Consider the following 18234-nt stretch of genomic DNA (forward strand, 5'->3'; position numbering starts at 1 on the left):
ATGAAATTACCCTTTAATATGCTTAGGCTTCTTCAGTATTAGCATCAGTTTTTTCTGAATGTTCAGGAAGATCTTTTTCTTCCTTGTCCAGCCAGCGCTTATTGATATGTGCGATTCCAAGAGTCAGTAAGCCAATAATCATTAAGAAAATCATTTTACTGATGTTGGCTGATCCTGACAGATCCCAGAAAAATACTTTGGCTGATGTAAATAGGATTACGATCGTTCCCAATATTCTGAATGTCTTTGCTTTTGTATGTGCTCCCCAAAGGAATATCAACAAAGCATAAACGATGTAAGAGATTGAAATTGCCAATGGTCTGCTGAAATGATCAATGTTATAGGCTGTCCATATATTACGTATCTGAACGGTAAATAAGGCCGCTACAATAATATTGGAAACAATGGCAAACAAGTTACTTAGTACCGGATTATCCTTCTGTTCTTTTTTACCCATGTAAAAACCAAATGCAGCCAGAATCATCCAGGTAAATGCACCCGCATTAATAAAAGGTATATACCTGATTCCCCAAATGGTAATCCATTGTACATCCCATGCTACGGTGAACCAGTAAATAATAAGCATCATCCAGGCTGCATAGCTAACATATCGTAGTTCGTATGATTTTACAAACTGACCGATGGAGTATGCTCCTGTAATGACCATAAACCAAAGAAGTGTGGTTGCAACATACTCCATTCCGTATATGTTCATAGGTTTAATGTTTGCTGCCGAAATAGCAAAAAGAACCAAACCTAAGCAAACATATATCAGTCCCGGGAAGATGTTTCTACCCGATAGAAGATACACAAATACAGAGGCAATCATAAAGGTAAAGCCAACTACCAACAAAGGAACCGTAAACGTGATATCAAAACTTCCAAGAATATAAATCGACCAGAAGATAAACAACATGGCATTTAGTAAACTCAAATAAAGGTTCCAACCGGTAAACTGATCTTTTTCTTTATGAGAAGCAAAAATAATTCCACCCATGTAAACCATAAACAATGTTGCAGCATAGAAAAATGGTCTGCCCCACGAAGTTGGATCGAAATAGATGTAATAGGTAGCATAGACCAAAACGGTAGCTACAAAAGTCATTATGCGAAGTTCCTGCCATTTTTTAGCAATACTCACATAAAGCGATCCAAGATTAATGATTAATACATAGCTGAATAAAACCATGTCGTGTTTTGCCTCAGCCTTCATTAAAATAGGAGAAAGTAATCCGCCCAGTACACTAATAAATATCAAACCTCTCAGTTCATATTTATAACTGATTAGTGTAGTAAGTGCTGAAAGAGCCAGAACAGAAATCAACATAACGTTGTAAGGCCAGTTTAAATCATCGGTAAAGGCTACATAGGTAAAGGTTGCATAAATAATGCTGATGCCTGAGCCTGCCAGAATCTGACATGTGTAAAGAGCGCTTTTGCGGTAATAGGTAAATCCGCTGAAAAGCAGGGTCACTCCAATGGCAAAGCCCGAAAGGACGCGAATCTCAGGAGGAAACCATCCGTTTTCGAAAGCAATTTTCAGGAAATATGTAAATGCCGAAAACAAAAACAGAATTCCCAGTGACGTAATCCAATGCTTTTTTATCAGGTCAATCATGATTAAAAATTTAGGTTACTACTTAATTGACGGAACAAACTTAGGCACGGTTTTACTGTTTATTCAAACCAACTTTGTTAATAAACGTACTTTTGAAAAGTGTATAAATATTGTAAATTGCATAATATATAATGGATATATAATGTCAATACGGACTTTTGAAATACTATAAATGGATGCCTTAGTTGAATTGATAAATACCTTTACAAAGAGTGATGTAAATGACTTCACATCCTTTATTCATCGGATGAAGCAGAAGGAAGGGCGCAAGGATTTGCAACTGTTTCAATATCTGTATAAAAACAGGGAAGCTTCGCCTAATGAGATAATCAAACATATCTATCCCGATGATAATAAAGAGGCTTACCATGCTCTTCGAAAGAAATTATATAAACATCTGAATGATTTTATTTATCATCAACAGGTTCGGAATGATTATACGTTAGAATCACAGATAAATGCCCAGGTGAGCATGGCCCGATACCTGAAAGAGCATAATATTATGGGATCGGCCTGGAAGTATTTGCAAAAAGCCGAAAAGATGGCGGTTGGGGCGGAACATTTCGCACTAGCCAATAATATAGTGAGTTTGCAACTGGATATGCCGATTAAGGATTTGAAGCAGGATTTAAAAACATTATTGGCACGTAAACAACGTTACTTACGTTTGGCAGTTGAAGATGAACATGCTGATACCGCCTATAAAATCATTAAGCATTTGTACAGAGAAGCCAAGGTTTCAACTGAAGATGTCGATCTGGAGAAAGAAGTGGAATGGATTTTTGAACAGTACCAGTTAAACAAAGCTCTTTCGAATCGTCCGTCGGTAGTTTACAAGCTAATGTCAATTCTACGAAGTGTGGCGGCATCCAACAAAGATTATTATCACTTCGAGCCATTATTGTTGAGTTATTATAATCAGATTGATGCGGAGGCAGCGGAAAAAAAATCGAACCGGGTGATTATGGCTCGTTTGCAATACATGGTTGCACATACTTTATTCAGAAATAAAAAATTTGCAGAGTCGATACAATACCTTAAAATATTGCGCGAAAGCCTGCGTACATTGGTTAAAACAGAGTATGTACGTATGTTGCCCAAGCTGACACAATTGTATGGTGCTAACTTGTTTTTTACAGGAAAAATTTCTGATGCCATAAGAATAGTTGATGCTAATTTTACAGAAAAACTGAGTATTCAACAGGAGGACAGTTTAAACCTCAAACTGAATCAATCGATCTATCATTTTTTTAATCATGATTACAGGCAGGCTGCCAAAGTGCTGGCTTCTGTTGGTCACTCCAATGCATGGTGTGCAAAGGTGGCAGGCATTGAATGGGTGGTAAAGAAAGATATGCTGGATGTGTTCATTCAGTTTGAACTGGGGCATTACGAGATTGCCTCCAACAGGGTAAGAGCATTGCTTCGACAAAAAGGTTTGTTCAGAAATCAACCACAATATGAAAGGGTAGAGGTTTTTATTAAACTAATCGGAAAGATTGTTGAAGATCCGGAAGTGGCTCAATCAAAAGATTTTTATGATGAGGTTGAAGAGTCGTTCGACTGGCAACCCATTGCCGAAGAAGATTTGCATGCATCGGTGTTTTATACCTGGCTGAAAGCTAAGTTGCTGGGGCGCGATTGCTACGAAGTGTTGTTGGAATTAATTTCCATTTACCAATAATAAACTGTTGCTTTGCAGTATGGAATTTGAATTGAATGTTCAGAACAGAAACAAGGAAGTGACCTTACCAAATGGAACTACGAAAGTGAAGATTGAAGTTTCGCGCAATAGTTGTAAAGATGTACTTCTGGAAGTGGTGGATGCTGATGGTCAGGCCAAAGGAAAACCTTTGGAAAAATGGTTGCCCGAAGTAAAATCCAAATCAATGAGTGGTATTCGGTTTATGATGAATGATTTCAGTACGAAGCCAATTGTGATTAAATTAGACATCAGGTAAGTGGTTAGTGTGTTGATTGTAAGAAATCAAAATGGTTTATTTCAAGATTCTTATTCGAATAGATTAAAATGAAATACGTAATAATTTTAATGGCAATTTTTTTAACGGCTTGTCAAAGTTTAACATACATCCAAAGCGGAGATATTCTTTTCAGGGGAAGGAGTAACGGAAGTTTATCATCTGCCATTGATGATGTGACTCAAACAGGGCATGACTTTCATTTTACTCATATGGGTGTTGTTGAAATGATAGACGGAAAGGTGATGGTTTGGCATGCTGCACCTGAAAAAGGTGTTGTCTGTGAAAGTCTTAAGCAGTTCAGCTCGGCCAATAAAGAAGATTCATTGATGATAGGTCATTTCAGGATTAATGGGATAAACCAGCAAAAGATTGATGAAGCATTAAAAATGGCTAAAAAATTTAAAGGACAGCCCTACGATTATACTTACATCATGGAAAGCGAAGGATTTTACTGTTCGGAGTTTGTATATACCCTGTTTGAAAAGGATAGTATCTTCACCCTCGATCCCATGACGTTTAAAGATGCACAAAGTGGCGAATATCATCAGGGTTGGATTGATCACTATGAAAAAATGGGGATTGAAATTCCGGAAGGAAAACCAGGGTGTAATCCTAATGGCATGGCAGCATCAGAAAGGCTTACTTTTTTAGGCTATTTATCCAACTAAACATACCAATAATGGCTTTGGAAACAGGAAGTATCAGTGTAATAAAAAATGAATTAAAGCGCTTGCCCAAAGAGGTGTTGGTCGATCATTTATTGCGTTTAGCTAAATACAAGAAAGAGAGTAAAGAGCTGCTGAGCTATCTTTTATTTGAAGAACATGATGAGGCTAATTATATAAAAGAGGTCAAGGAAGAAATTGAAAGTGAATTTGCGTCAATAAATTATTCGTCGGTGTACTATGCTAAAAAAGGGATTCAAAAAGTATATCGAATGGTAAGTAAATATATCCGGTATTCGGGTAAGAAAACTACACAGGTTGAATTGTTAATTCACTTTTGTAAGCAATTGAAAGGCTGTAAGGTAAATTACAAAAGGAGCAAGGTTTTAAAGAATTTGTATGACCGTCAGATAGTGGCCATTTCAAAAGCGATGAATTCACTACATGAGGATTTAAGATTAGATTACGAGAACGAACTGGAAGAAATTTTATAAAATGGGAATACTAAGAACCATAAAGAGCGATTACGAAATGTACGAAAACCACAGCCTGGAGTGCTTTGTGGCAATAGAACGTGATGATTGTAAGCAGATCAAAGCTTACCATAAAGCTAATAAAGGTAAAAAGCCCTTACCCAGTCAAAAAATAAAAGGTTACCAATTTATAATGGATGAAGAATTTGAGTCACTCAAAATTGACTTTTCAAAAGAAATGCGATTCGAAATCAGAGATTTGGTAAAAGTAAAGATGTAAAGTCTTTCTTTTATCCTCATCAATATTATTCATCTTTAATACATCTAACAGATAAACCGGTTTGTTTGAGATATGATTGTTGATTAACGGCCTGGTACGAATCAAATAAATAGTAGCCATAGGCATTTTGTTCATCAATCATTGTTGTACTCCAGAACATACCAAGGCTTTGGGCAGGATAAGAATAACCCTGTAAGGCACTTTGTCCGCCGCCAGGCAATGCTGTAAAGCCACTGCTGTTATTTGCATAATCATTTCCTGTTGCCCAATGGGCAGCTCCTGTTTCTTTTAATGCATTTCCTGCATTTTCAATTCCTCCCAGATATGTAAAAAGTGTTTGCCATTCAGTATCGGATGGAACATGCCAACCTTCGGGACAAACGTTTCGGGAATCAGTTATGCTATACCAATTATAAAGTCTTCCATAGGGAACTTCAAATTCAGATAAGTTCCCAAAAAAACACCAGGCGCCAGTTATTGTATTCTGCCATTCATTACCATCGCTTATATGCAGAATTTCATCACCATTGCTATATTTTGTTGTATTAAGATTCTCTGTCAGCCAGGTTTGGGTGCCAATGGTAACTAAAGAATAAGGATTACCATCGATATCATAAACAGTGGCTTCGGGCATAGTAAAAACTATTTCATTTCCATAACCTGTACCCACCAGATTTGTTGCATAACTTCTTAAATAGTAGGTTGTGCCCGGAAGTAAATCATGAGGGTCACTGTAAAAAGTGGAATAGATTAAATTATCTTCCGTTTTATTATCATCTATTGTTGGAGATGATTCAGTGCTCCAGCATACACCGGCATTATAAATGATACCTGTTGATAGAATATCACCACCCGTGGAAATGATAAAAGTGCCTGAGTTTCTGATTTCATGGGTTGTTAACTGCGGGTAATCCTTTGTCGTGAATTCAAAATTGGAACTGTAATAAGTTTCAGAGCCGGATATGGCATAAGCACGAGTGTAATATGTTGTACCCGGATTAAGTCCGGTTAAAGTGGTTTCAAAAATTCCGGTTCCGCTTCCCGATTCTAATTTATAATCGTTGATGGTAGGGTTGTTACTGGTGCTCCAGCACGCTCCTCTTGCTGTAACTGTTTGGTTTGATTCAACCCGGGCTCTCATAAAAGCTTCAGTGCCGGTAATGTCTCCAAAATCAATAATAGTTGCATAAGTGAACGGTAGAGGATCCAGTTTTACTGTAAGTATATCTCCATATCCAATACCAGCTCCATTAATTGCATAAGCCCTAATGTAATAGGTAATCTCCGGTTCAACATACAGTATTGTTTTAAAATCGGAATTTCCGGTTCCATCAATTGTATAAGAGTCTTTTACAGTTGGAGTATTACTTGTGCTGACACAGATGCCTTTCTGAAAAATATCCGTTCCCCCGTCATCACTTATTATTCCCCCACTAATAATAGTAATGCCGTCAACTATTTCTATTTGCTCTGTTTTTAGTATTGGTGGAAAAGGATTTTTAAGACAACCACTCATCAATGGTATGAGACAAAGCATAATAAGAAATGTAAATTTTCTGTTCGTATTGTCCTTATGTGGCAATCTGTGAGTAAGCATTTGCATAACTTTTAAAATTTGATGTGATAACCAATACAAACAGCCACTGGCAAAGGATCCTTTATTTCGAATCCAACCAACTCAAGATCATCTACCGCATCTTTATAGACCTTTGGTCGAATGGGTAAAAGTACTTCAAACGATAAAAATGACTTCTCTTTTAATCGGAATGTAGTGCCCAAACCTGTTGAAATACCATAATAAGTTGTTCGGGTTTCCATTGATTCGGCATCAATAATAAGGACCGTATTGTATCCATACATACCAGTTAAGTATGGGTTAATCTTTTTGTCAGATTTGAAGTTTAATTTAACTCCCAGGTTGTAACACACTCCATCCAGATTATATCCCAGCGAGCCAAAGATGCCTACAGTTTCAATTGGTCTATAGGTGAGTTGAGCCCCTATTCCACCATAACTTATTCCTCCACCAACACCTATATCACCTTTTATTGAAGTTTGAGCAGTTAAAAGTGTTGGTGTTAGAAATGCAATTAATAAAAGGCGGATAATAAACCTTTTATGTTGAAATTTAAATAGTGACCTTTTCATAATGAAATGGCTTTAAAGTACACTAAAAGTTAGTGAATAATTCTTCCGAAATCAAGATGTTTTGTGCATTCCAGTATCAGGAATATTTTGATAGATTGGATTGATTTATTGCAAAGATTTTAGAAACTATAAACTGTTTTGAACTATCACAATTAATAATTGTCTTCATTAGAAATTAATAAGAGTTTGGAATGAAAAGAATCGTATTAATAGTTGCCTCTGTATTCGGCGCACTATCAGTTGTTCTTGGCGCATTAGGTGCACATGCCCTAAAGAGTATTTTAAGTATAGAAAAATTGCAAAGTTTTGAAACAGGTGTACGTTATATGATGATTCATGCTTTGGTATTATTGATAATTGGTTTTGTTTTTGAATTCAAAAGCCGGTTGCAAAAAGGTATGGCATGGAGTTTTATAAGTGGTACTATATTATTTTCTGTTAGTATTTACTTTCTAAGCATAGCCGATTTAATTGGTTTACAATTAAGTTTCCTGGGGCCTATTACACCTGTGGGAGGATTATTGATGATAACGGGGTGGATACTTTTGTTGGTAATTTTATCTAAAACCAAACTGGGTGATTTAACAAAGTTGTAATTCATAAATATAAAACAACTATCCAACAGGCTAATAACTTTCTTGTCTAGATCTCTATTGTGCTATGAGAGCATATTTCGTAACTTTAATAGGGTATAAAAAGAAGGGTTAGATGAAGTGGGTTGTTTCAATAATACTCATCTTAATTGTTATTAATATTGATGCACAGCAGAGCGATCAGAGGTGGTATCAATCAAGATATAATGTTTCTTCTTTGGATGAACTTGGAATTGAAAAGTTACAGATTGAGAAAGATTATTACAGCAAGTACCGTAATGCCGGAGTTATCTTTACTATTCTAGGGCCGTGCATTTCCATTATTGGAGTCAATCAGGCTCTTAATGATTTTTCTCCATTCTCGACAGAAAAAAGTAGTGATTTAGAAAGTGCTGATGGTGTTATTCTTGTTGGCGCAGTTATGTTTATTGGAGGCATCTTAACGTGGGCAATATGTGGATCACGACATCATCAGATTAAAAAGTCAATGTTTAATCTTAATATGCAATTAAGTACTGTCAATGCAAATAACTCAATTGATAGCAATATCTTGCAAGTGGGATTTACCATCAGGTTTTAATATGTATTGCAAGTTTTTGCGAGTCGTTGTCTCACCTTAATATTTATCTTTGAGCAAAAATTAAAAGATGAGTATTGACGAGCGTTTGGCAAATACTAGTTTCCCGTTGCCTGCCATAAGACAGGTAAATATGGCAAAGCATCAAACAGGGATCAGTTTGGGTTTGGGTGAATTGAAGGGTTTTGAGATTGATGAGAGGATAAAACAATCAATGACTGCAAGTTGGGGAAATGGAGCAGCTTGCTATACTCAAAATGCAGGATTACCTCAATTACGTTCTGCGGTCGCACAACACCAGCAAAAAGAAGATGGATATAACTATACAGTCGAAAATGTTATTGTAACTATTGGTGTTCAGAATGCTGTGTATTCAAGCATAAAAACTCTTGCCAAACTAGGTGCCAAAAGAGTTTTGATTCCTTCAATACATTTTGGCATTTATAAAAAAATACCTTCTGAATTTGGTCTGGAGGTAAATACCTATCCATTAAATGATGATTTCAGTATCAATCTGAAGGAACTGGAAATCCTCTTGCAGAAGGATGATGTAATGATTTTGAATTCACCGTCTAATCCAACAGGTAAGGTGTATTCAAAGGATGAATTGATTTCTTTATCAGAACTGTTAAAGTATAAACTGACTGATGGTTATGTGATTTCTGATGAGATATACGGACAATTAGTATACGATGGAGAAGAATTTACTTCTTTTTCAAAATATTTTGACAGAACTATAGTGGTGGATGGCATTTCAAAAAGTGGAGCTGTGGCAGGATTACGTGTTGGTTGGGTTGTTACTCAGAATGAAAAACTTGCAAAGGCAATTACGTCAAATAATGCAACAGTTATCAGCACACCCCCTACACCTAATCAGTGGGCAGCAATTCCGGTAGTTAATAGCGAAACAAAAAATACTATTGAGAAATATAACAAGGTACTATTAGAAAATAGAGATAAGGTTGCCTTTTTTCTTGAAAAGATGAATATACCTTTTAACAAACCAAATGGTAGCTTTTATATTTTCCCAAAGGTATCATCCTTTTTGGGTGACAGAGTCAAAGAATTTTGTATTGAGACAGCCGGAAAAGAAAACGGGGTAGTGGTAATTCCCGGAGTAGCCTTTGGGGCTCCTGAATACCTTCGGATTTCTTTGGCTTCATTTGAATTGGAGGAAGGTTTAGTTCGACTGGAGAAGGCTCTGAAAGAATGGAAATAAGAGATAAGGATCGGATCTTGATTTACTTCTTCTAAATCAAGATTCGATCCTTTGAATAAAAATATTCTTATGCGTTGAAATGGTATAAGAAAACGATCTCGCCTTCGTAAGCAGGTTTACGACCTCCTTCTATTTCAAGCTTAATACCAATAGTTGCTTTAGTAACACCTCTCAGGTTTTTAGCATCTACAACAGTAGCTACAAGACGAACTTTGTCGTTTACTTTTACTGGAGCATTGAATTTAAGTTTTTCAATTCCGTAGTTAACCTGCATCTTTAAGTTTTGAACATCAACAATCTGATTCCAAAGGTGAGGAAGGATTGAAACTGTCAGGTAACCATGTGCAATGGTTGAACCGAAAGGACCTTCTTTTGCTTTTTCTTCGTCAACGTGAATCCATTGGTGATCCAAAGTTGCATCGGCAAAAAGGTTAATTTGCTCCTGTGTAAACTGGTGGTAATCTGAAATTCCCAATTCACTTCCAATCAGTTTTTCCAGTTCATCGAAACTTTTGATGATTACTTTACTCATCTTTTTTTATTTTGAACGTTGTTATTTCTATCATAAATATCAGCGCAAATATAGAATAATCATTTAAAATGTGCCTGATCATTAATACTTGAGGATTGAAACTGTCTTTTGTTTTATTAGCATACTGTACAGTAATTTTTTCGGTAAACCTTTATTTAATGGGGTGAATCCAATCTTTCGAAAACGTTTTCGAGTTGAGGGATTAAAGAATTTTAACTGAAATATAAGCTATTTAATACCTATTCATCAGTTTTGTTTTTTGTTGCCGCTCCTTGTTTGGTAAGGGATGCAGCAAGGGTGCTATTGTATGAAAGCTAGGAAACATGTATTGTACTCTTTTCCATTTCATCAACATGCTTTGTAACTTGCCAACTGATATTTACCCGAATCAGATTAATAAATAAATCCCGTTTGTATGAAATTCAGATTACTATTCAGCCTGATCTTAATTAGTGTATTCATTAGTTGTAATACGGCCCCAAAAACAACAACTGATGATTTTGAAGGAAAAGCTGTCGTATACCAGGTCTTTACCCGTTTATTTGGTAACACCAACGAAACCAATAAACCATGGGGAACCATTGAGGAAAACGGAGTTGGTAAATTCAATGATTTCACTGATAAGGCTTTAACCGAAATTAAAGAACTTGGAGTAACTCATATCTGGTATACGGGTGTTCCGCATCATGCAGTGGTTACTGATTATACTCAATATGGTATTTCATTGGACGATCCGGATGTGGTAAAGGGAAGAGCTGGATCACCTTATGCCGTTAAAGATTATTATCAGGTGGATCCTGATATGGCTGTTGATCCGGCAAACCGATTGCTGGAGTTTAAAGCATTGGTTGATCGTACTCATCAGCATGGTCTGAAAGTAATAATTGATATTGTGCCCAATCATGTGGCCCGTCATTACCAAGGTATGAATAATCCTGAAGGAGTTAAGGATTTTGGGGCTGATGATGATATTACAGTTGAATATTCAAAAGATAACAATTTTTACTATATACCTGGTCAACCTTTTGAGGTACCTGAACCTTTAAATGGATATTTGCCATTAGGAGGGGAGCAAAATAGTTTGGTAGATGGTAAATTTGAAGAGAATCCTGCTAAATGGACCGGGAATGGTTCAAGAAAAGCACAGCCTCACTTTTACGATTGGTACGAAACCGTTAAAGTCAACTATGGGGTTCGTCCTGATGGTACAAATGATTTTGATACTCTTCCTGAAGAATATGCTACGAAGGGTACAGAAGAGCATTATCAGTTTTGGAAGGATAAAAAAGTACCTGATTCCTGGATTAAGTTTCGTGATATAGCCTTGTTTTGGACTGATTTTGGAATTGATGGATTTAGGTTTGATATGGCGGAAATGGTTCCGGTTGAATTCTGGAGCTATATGAATTCATCAATTAAACATGCTAATCCCGATGCGTTTTTATTGGCAGAAGTATATAACCCGGGTTTATACCGCGATTACATTCAAAAGGGTAAGATGGATTATTTGTATGATAAAGTGGAGTTTTATGATACATTAAAGCATGTGATGCAGGGATATGGCTTAACTGATAATATCCCACAAATTCAAGAAGGTTTATCAGATATTGAACATCATATGTTGCATTTTCTTGAGAATCATGATGAGCAGCGTATCGCTAGTCCTGAATTTGCCGGAGATGCCGAAAAGGGCAAGCCTGCCATGGTCGTTTCTTCATTAATCAGTTCTTCACCAACTATGATTTACTTTGGTCAGGAAGTTGGGGAACCCGGGGCTGAAGATGCCGGTTTTGGTGATCCTTCACGTACATCTATTTTTGATTACATTGGTGTGCCACATCATCAGCGCTGGATGAACGGTGGTGCATTTGATGGGGGAAGACTATCTGCAGAAGAAAAAGCCTTGCGCGATTTTTATAAACGATTGTTGAATTTTACCATTAGCAGTGAGGCATTAATGGGTAAATACAAAGAGATTCATGATTATAACCGTAAAAAAGTGGAAGGTTATGATGCTAAAGTATTCTCATTTGCCAGATGGAGTAAGGATGAACAACTAATTGTGATTTCAAATTTTGATTCGATTAATTCAAAAACATTCTCTTTACAATTACCTGAAGATTTGATTGAAGATTGGGAGCGGACGGACAGTTTTTATATTTTAACTGATCAGCTTTATGGTCAGGAATATGAGATGGAAGTAACCGAAGGAATTGGTCTTATTGAAGTAGACTTAAAACCATTGGAATCGTTGGTTTTGAAAGTGGAATAGAATCTGATTAATAATGAAAAAGGCCGCGAACAGCGGCCTTTATTATGCTTGATATAATGTTTTAAAGACTTATTACTCCTTCTATCGAAGCAATTTGGTGTGTTACTTTAATAATGGCATCCGCATTTTTCATACTGGCTTTGCAGGTAATGGCTACATGACTGAAACTTTTGGTATGGTTAAAGCTTAATGAACCATGCTTGGGTAACATATCCTTAACCCTATCAACCATTCCATCTTTGTTTGGTACAATAAACTTAAACATATATAACATTGGCCATTTCTTGTTCTCAAGTAACAGCTCCCTTAATTTCTCATATCTTTCTATATCTAACGACATACTAATCTGATTTTTTGAGAGTGCAAATATATTAATTTAAGGTTTGATTGAAAAAAAGGTTCAACACCATAGGACATATAAAATGCTTGATGCGGATAAAATATGGTGATTAAACATTTTCTTTGATTTGCACATCAATATTGTATTCATCCAAAAGAGCCAGTGATTTTGAACATATGTTAGATGTGCAAATCAGGCTAACTTTATATTTGGGTTCAACCTGTTGAATAGTTTTTGCGATTTCAATAATTTTTTGAGCATCCTTTCTGATAATCCGACTTTTAATCAGTTTTACTATTCCAATATGGTTGTTGCCAAGCTCTTTTAACTGGATGCGTGTATGTAAACCGTAATATTTAGAATCGAGGTTCATATAAATAGTTTGTGATCTTAGTTTTGCTCTGATTATTTAATCAATATATTTTCAAAGGCTTGTCTGTTTCATAGTTTACTCTGATGATTCTCACTTCTGCCTAATATCAACAGACTCACTTTACTGATGTTGTCCGGAAATATAATACCACTTACCATTTTCCTTTACAAAGCGCGAGTTTTCATGGATCGTTTCTATTTTTCCTCCCTCCGAGAAATAGGCTATAAAAACCACCCAACCTTCGGTGTCATTCTCGGTGCCAGCAATACTGTTTTTAACTTCCAGCTTAATCCATTGTACCGATTTTGTCCAGCGCAGAATGTCTTTTCGTTCTTTTGTTGGACGAGTTGAAGGATGATGGCTGTTCATCAAATAATTAATATCTGCCAGAACATAGGCCGAATAACGTGAGCGCATTAATGCTTCTGCAGTAGATGCTGACTGTTTACCGGTTAATATGGGTTGGCAACAATCTTCGAACGATTTCCCTGAGCCACAATAGCAATTCGTCATTCTACTTCAATTAACATTGGATTCTTCATGATGCGCTCTTCCATATCGTCAAATTTAAAATACCATGAATCTGACGATACCACTAACTGTGTATTTTTTATTCCATCAACGATGCGATATAGTATTGAATGACTTGAATTTTTGAAAAAATCAATGGCGTCATCCACCATTATTAACTTAACCTTGGTTAATGGAATGCCGTTAATATTAACCAGTTCCTGTAAACGTTTGGTAGTTACAAAGAGTACATCCAAACCATCGTAAATTTCGTCTTTCTGATATTGCAATAAGCCATGGTCAAAAGCAACAAAACTGCGAAGTTCTAATCCTTTTGCCAGTTTTTGGAATTGCTCTTCAGCTTCGAATGCTTTTTCTTTTGATGAAACAATAACGATAGCTCTGGGAGCTTCTTCAAAAGGTTCTTTTAATTGTTGAATCAGGCCAATTAACAAAGCAGTTGTTTTGCCACTTTTTTCAGGCGCAATCAAAAATAAATCGGCGCCCGATTTAATTTTAGGTATAGCTAAACTCTGTATCTCCCGAGGTTCTTTATCTAATCCCAGATTAATAATATTTGAAACCAGTTCAGGAATCAATTTTTTCAATTTCATATTGGCCTGTTTTGCGGCAAAGTTAATAAATCAGTATTGAAGAAAGAAGTCTGGATCTATAGATGTCGAAAAGACTTTTATGTATTATTGATTGTTTTAATTTTCAATTAATAAAGTTTAGGGTACTACTACTTGGATCAGTTAATTGTATCTTACCTTGTGTCGATCAAATAAAAATTACAATAGCTATCTGTTTCTGTATTATATGATACGGTATTTTCTTTGACGACTCCAATTTTTTATCTCCTTAAAAGTTGTTGGATTACCAACAGCATTTGCTATTTTTGAAAGATTGACCAATTTCTAAAATACCGGATAGTGGAGCAAGCTAAAATAGACTATTTACAAAAGCAGATTGATCTTTATGCTAATGAGGAAATTAAGGCGAAGGGCAAAAAGCTGTACCTCGATGGTAAAGTCAATTACAGGCTGTACAATAAAGAAACGGATACATACATATACTCTGTAAAAGGAGGACAGAATTACAAAGTTCAATTGAGTAATTTGACTACTAATAATTTAAAATGTAGTTGTTCCTGCCCTTTTATCTGGGGTAATATCTGTAAGCATGGTATTGCATCCATCTATCATTTAATGGATTTTGGTGGTGCACAGGCGACTACACAGCTGTCAGATGTTAAAACAGAAGAGTTAAGTCTGCGCACTCCCGATGGTTACTTGCTCAAAGGATATAAGCAAATTACACTGGATGTTATTCGTGCCAATACTTTACCCAGTTTATTTAGTCGTTTTCGTTATGCGTATGGTTCTATCCAAATGGAAATTGGTGAGATAGAGAATAATAAGGTGGAGTTTGTGTTGAATTACGGCTACAAAGAAGATACAGTTTGGTTTGATAAAAAGGGTGATAGTGTATTTATCAATTCCGAGAATCAGACAACGGGAAGAGGCTTAAGTGAATCAGAGATTATCTGTCTGTTAAAAATAGCAAAGTGCAAAACTTCAGATCTTCTGGATGAACTGTTAAATCAGAAATACATAGATAACAGTCGTGAGTTAATGGAACAATATGGATTGCCATCCAATTCCAGTTTTCACCAGTTCTTTAAATTTCAGTTTCATCAGGATAAGGGATTGATTCCTGTAAACAAGGATACAACAATAGGTTTGTTGCCGGTTAATAATCCGATCAACAGCTTTTTACAACCATTAATCAGTGGTATTCAACCGCCAAAATTAAAGTTGCAAAGCACTGAGATTGATCTGAAGCAGGAGCGAGTGGTTGGTTTTTTAATGGAATTGCGTGAAGAAACTTCAGAATGGGATAAAGATCCGTATTTCGAAGTAAAGGCAATCATTGGTAAACCTAATAAGGCACGCACTCAAATATCATCAAATCTCGATTTTTATGATGGTAACGATGGCGCGTTCAATGTAGAAAAGCAATCCACTACCGATGAACTTCTTGCATTACTTGAGCAGGAAAAATTGAAGGATAATCCCTATGAGTATTATATGTGGCAGAGTAAGGTTATGCAATTGCTTGCTCTTGAGCCATATATTTACATGCAAACCAGCAATTCCTATAAAATCAGAAAAACTGATTTAAGAAACATAAAGATTGCAACCAAGCCAATCGATGCTTTTTATAAAGTAGTCGAAGACAGCGACTTTATCATGCTTCAGTTAAAGCTGAGGATGGATGGTAAAGTTTTGCCGAAGGAGGTGATTAGTCATGTTTATAAAGGTCAATATGTATATGAAATAAGCAATCAGTTTTGCATCCCACGTGATTTTAGGGTGGCTAACCTGATTAATAATCATTTGCACGATGTGAAAATGGTTCGTACCCAGAAAGCATTATTCTGGGAAAAGGTGGTTCGCCCGTTAGCACAACATGTAGAAATTGATTTTTCTTCAGGAGCATACGATGTAGAGGTTATCGAGCTTGATTTTCATAATAAAAGGGTTTACCTGAGTGAGAAAGAAAATTACCTGATTGTGACACCCGAGGTTGAGTACCATCACATGGTTTCTGTACCCTTGATAAATACAGGTGATATTTTAATTGAAGAAGATGGTAAATGGATTCAGTACAAACGAAACTTTGAACTTGAAGAAGGATTTGCTGAGTTTTTAAGTTCATTGCATCCGCAGTTTGAAGAACAGATAGCCGAACGTAAATTTTATCTGCAATTCAACGAGTTTGTAGATGGATTATGGTTTTACCGATTCTATGATTCGTTGGTTAGGAACGATGTGGAAGTGTTTGGCCTGAACGAACTGAAGAAGTTTAAATATTCACCCCACAAAGGTAAAATCAGTACTACTATATCTTCAGGAACAGACTGGTTTGAAGTGGATGTGCAGGTTAGCTTTGGAGATAACTTTGTACAATTGGCTGACATACGAAAGGCAGTTAAAAACAACCAGCGCTATATCCAGTTAAGCGATGGATCAGTGGGTATTTTGCCCAAGGAATGGTATCATAGGTTCGAAAAATACTTCCGTCACGGGGAGGTGCAGGATAATAAGCTGACAGTTTCGAAACTTGGATTCTCTATCATTGATGAATTGTTTGATAGTATCGATAACAATGATGTGTTGATGGAGTTAAGTGAGAAGCATCGTCGTTTATCAAATTTTACCAGAATTGAAGAAACCAGCATTCCAGAATCCATAACAGCAGAATTACGTCCTTATCAGAAAGAAGGTTTAAACTGGTTGAACTTTCTGAATGAGATGAAATGGGGTGGTATTCTTGCCGACGACATGGGTTTGGGTAAGACATTGCAGGTACTTACCTTTTTACAACATGTACTTAAGAAAAACAGAGATACCAACCTGATTATTGTTCCTACATCGTTGCTTTTTAACTGGGAAAATGAGATACGTAAGTTTGCTCCCGAATTAAATGCTTATTACCATTATGGTGTTGGGAGGGCAACTGATTCAAGCGTATTTAATGGGTATGATGTAGTAATTACCAGCTATGGAGTATTACTTCGCGATGTACAGATGTTGAGTAGCTTTCATTTTAACTATATTATTCTGGATGAATCACAGGCTATTAAAAACCCTTCATCACGCCGTTACAAAGCTGCTTGTTTGTTAAAAGGCTATAACCGACTTGCATTGACTGGTACACCTATTGAAAACAGTACTTTTGATTTGTATGCACAGATGAGCTTTGTGAATCGTGGTTTTTTGGGAGGTGTAACCGCTTTTAAAGAAAACTATTCAAATCCGATTGATAAGGATAGTGATGATATCCGGGCAGCAGAACTTCAGAAGTTGATCAATCCTTTTGTATTACGTAGGACTAAAGAGATGGTAGCAACCGAGTTGCCCGATAAAACAGAAGATGTAATTTACTGTGAGATGGAACCTGCACAGCGAAAGGTTTATGATGCTTATCGAAATCATTTTCGTAACAAACTGATGGGACAGATTGAAACAGATGGTTTGGCTAAGTCTAAGATGATGGTGTTGGAAGCATTAACCCGTTTGCGTCAGATTTGTGATTCTCCACGATTGTTAAATGATGAAAGCATTGATACCAATGCATCGGTTAAAATTGATGAATTGGTTCAACATATTACCGAAAAAACGGCCAATCATAAATTGCTAATTTTCTCCCAGTTTGTAAAGATGCTTGGCTTAATTCGCGATGAACTTCAAAAACGAAATATCAAGTTTGAGTATCTGGATGGACAAAGTTCAACCAAACAGCGTGAAGCTTCGGTTAACAATTTTCAGGATGATCAGGAACTACGTGTTTTCTTAATAAGTTTAAAGGCAGGAGGTACAGGTCTTAATCTTACTGCCGCTGATTATGTTTACATTGTTGATCCATGGTGGAATCCGGCAGTGGAGAACCAGGCCATCGACCGTTGCTATCGTATTGGACAGGATAAAAAGGTTTTTGCTTATCGAATGATCTGTAAAAATACAGTAGAGGAAAAAATACTGAAACTTCAGGAAAAGAAAACAAAGATTGCCAATGATATTGTTCAGACTGATGAAAACATTATGAAGAACATTGGGTTGGATGATATTCAGGATTTGTTTTCGTAA

18 protein-coding genes are annotated in these 18234 nt (G+C 36.3%); 10 read left to right on the forward strand and 8 right to left on the reverse strand.

Features of this window, described 5'->3' with window-relative positions:
- Positions 1–22 precede the first annotated feature (22 nt).
- Positions 23–1618, reverse strand: a complete 1596-nt coding sequence (locus tag ACRD62_RS02540) for a DUF2339 domain-containing protein (RefSeq protein ID WP_430818546.1) — start codon at positions 1616–1618, stop codon at positions 23–25.
- A gap of 172 nt (positions 1619–1790) precedes the next feature.
- Between ACRD62_RS02540 and ACRD62_RS02545 the strand changes: the two genes are divergently transcribed.
- The 5 genes from ACRD62_RS02545 (at position 1791) to ACRD62_RS02565 (ending at position 5018) form a co-directional block, all read left to right on the forward strand.
- Positions 1791–3302, forward strand: coding sequence for a hypothetical protein (locus ACRD62_RS02545; RefSeq protein ID WP_430818547.1), 1512 nt, complete (start codon positions 1791–1793; stop codon positions 3300–3302).
- 19 nt (positions 3303–3321) lie between these two features.
- Positions 3322–3579: a hypothetical protein gene (locus ACRD62_RS02550; RefSeq protein WP_430818548.1), complete on the forward strand. Its 258-nt coding sequence runs from the start codon at positions 3322–3324 to the stop codon at positions 3577–3579.
- Between the two features lie 68 nt (positions 3580–3647).
- Positions 3648–4268 carry a YiiX/YebB-like N1pC/P60 family cysteine hydrolase gene (locus ACRD62_RS02555; protein WP_430818549.1) on the forward strand — a complete coding sequence of 207 codons (621 nt, stop codon included), beginning with the start codon at positions 3648–3650 and terminating at the stop codon, positions 4266–4268.
- Positions 4269–4279: 11 nt separating this feature from the next.
- A complete protein-coding gene (locus ACRD62_RS02560) occupies positions 4280–4759 on the forward strand; it encodes a hypothetical protein (RefSeq protein WP_430818550.1) in 480 nt (159 codons plus the stop codon).
- Between the two features lies 1 nt (position 4760).
- A complete protein-coding gene (locus ACRD62_RS02565) occupies positions 4761–5018 on the forward strand; it encodes a hypothetical protein (RefSeq protein ID WP_430818551.1) in 258 nt (85 codons plus the stop codon).
- Between the two features lie 25 nt (positions 5019–5043).
- Here the strand turns inward: ACRD62_RS02565 and ACRD62_RS02570 are convergent, their stop codons facing one another.
- Together ACRD62_RS02570 and ACRD62_RS02575 are read right to left on the reverse strand one after the other, a co-directional pair.
- The gene (locus ACRD62_RS02570; protein ID WP_430818552.1) at positions 5044–6555 is read right to left on the reverse strand and encodes an FISUMP domain-containing protein; all 1512 of its coding nucleotides are present in this window, start codon (positions 6553–6555) and stop codon (positions 5044–5046) included.
- Between the two features lie 71 nt (positions 6556–6626).
- The gene (locus tag ACRD62_RS02575) at positions 6627–7166 is read right to left on the reverse strand and encodes a hypothetical protein (RefSeq protein ID WP_430818553.1); all 540 of its coding nucleotides are present in this window, start codon (positions 7164–7166) and stop codon (positions 6627–6629) included.
- 191 nt (positions 7167–7357) lie between these two features.
- On the opposite strand from ACRD62_RS02575, the gene ACRD62_RS02580 reads away from it, so the two are divergent.
- The 3 genes from ACRD62_RS02580 (at position 7358) to ACRD62_RS02590 (ending at position 9555) form a co-directional block, all read left to right on the forward strand.
- Positions 7358–7762 carry a DUF423 domain-containing protein gene (locus tag ACRD62_RS02580; RefSeq protein ID WP_430818554.1) on the forward strand — a complete coding sequence of 135 codons (405 nt, stop codon included), beginning with the start codon at positions 7358–7360 and terminating at the stop codon, positions 7760–7762.
- A 112-nt stretch (positions 7763–7874) separates the two neighbouring features.
- A complete protein-coding gene (locus ACRD62_RS02585; RefSeq protein WP_430818555.1) occupies positions 7875–8339 on the forward strand; it encodes a hypothetical protein in 465 nt (154 codons plus the stop codon).
- 67 nt (positions 8340–8406) lie between these two features.
- The gene (locus ACRD62_RS02590; protein WP_430818556.1) at positions 8407–9555 is read left to right on the forward strand and encodes a pyridoxal phosphate-dependent aminotransferase; all 1149 of its coding nucleotides are present in this window, start codon (positions 8407–8409) and stop codon (positions 9553–9555) included.
- Between the two features lie 67 nt (positions 9556–9622).
- Here ACRD62_RS02590 and ACRD62_RS02595 read toward each other — a convergent pair whose 3' ends face one another.
- A complete protein-coding gene (locus ACRD62_RS02595; protein ID WP_430818557.1) occupies positions 9623–10087 on the reverse strand; it encodes a MaoC family dehydratase in 465 nt (154 codons plus the stop codon).
- A gap of 415 nt (positions 10088–10502) precedes the next feature.
- Here ACRD62_RS02595 and ACRD62_RS02600 point away from each other — a divergent pair, with 415 nt between their 5' ends.
- Positions 10503–12359, forward strand: a complete 1857-nt coding sequence (locus tag ACRD62_RS02600; RefSeq protein ID WP_430818558.1) for an alpha-amylase family glycosyl hydrolase — start codon at positions 10503–10505, stop codon at positions 12357–12359.
- Positions 12360–12420: 61 nt separating this feature from the next.
- Here ACRD62_RS02600 and ACRD62_RS02605 read toward each other — a convergent pair whose 3' ends face one another.
- From ACRD62_RS02605 to ACRD62_RS02620, 4 genes are all read right to left on the reverse strand, one after another.
- A complete protein-coding gene (locus ACRD62_RS02605) occupies positions 12421–12699 on the reverse strand; it encodes a hypothetical protein (RefSeq protein WP_430818559.1) in 279 nt (92 codons plus the stop codon).
- A gap of 109 nt (positions 12700–12808) precedes the next feature.
- A complete protein-coding gene (locus ACRD62_RS02610; RefSeq protein ID WP_430818560.1) occupies positions 12809–13072 on the reverse strand; it encodes a hypothetical protein in 264 nt (87 codons plus the stop codon).
- 120 nt (positions 13073–13192) lie between these two features.
- Positions 13193–13585: a YchJ family protein gene (locus ACRD62_RS02615; RefSeq protein ID WP_430818561.1), complete on the reverse strand. Its 393-nt coding sequence runs from the start codon at positions 13583–13585 to the stop codon at positions 13193–13195.
- Entirely contained in the window at positions 13582–14196 is a 615-nt protein-coding gene (locus ACRD62_RS02620) for a DEAD/DEAH box helicase (protein WP_430818562.1), read from the reverse strand. The genes ACRD62_RS02615 and ACRD62_RS02620 overlap by 4 nt, the downstream gene beginning before the upstream one ends.
- A 318-nt stretch (positions 14197–14514) precedes the next feature.
- Between ACRD62_RS02620 and ACRD62_RS02625 the strand changes: the two genes are divergently transcribed.
- Positions 14515–18234 carry a DEAD/DEAH box helicase gene (locus ACRD62_RS02625; protein ID WP_430818563.1) on the forward strand — a complete coding sequence of 1240 codons (3720 nt, stop codon included), beginning with the start codon at positions 14515–14517 and terminating at the stop codon, positions 18232–18234.

The sequence above is a fragment of the Carboxylicivirga caseinilyticus genome, assembly GCF_050589785.1.
Taxonomy (GTDB): Bacteria; Bacteroidota; Bacteroidia; order Bacteroidales; family Marinilabiliaceae; genus Carboxylicivirga; species Carboxylicivirga caseinilyticus.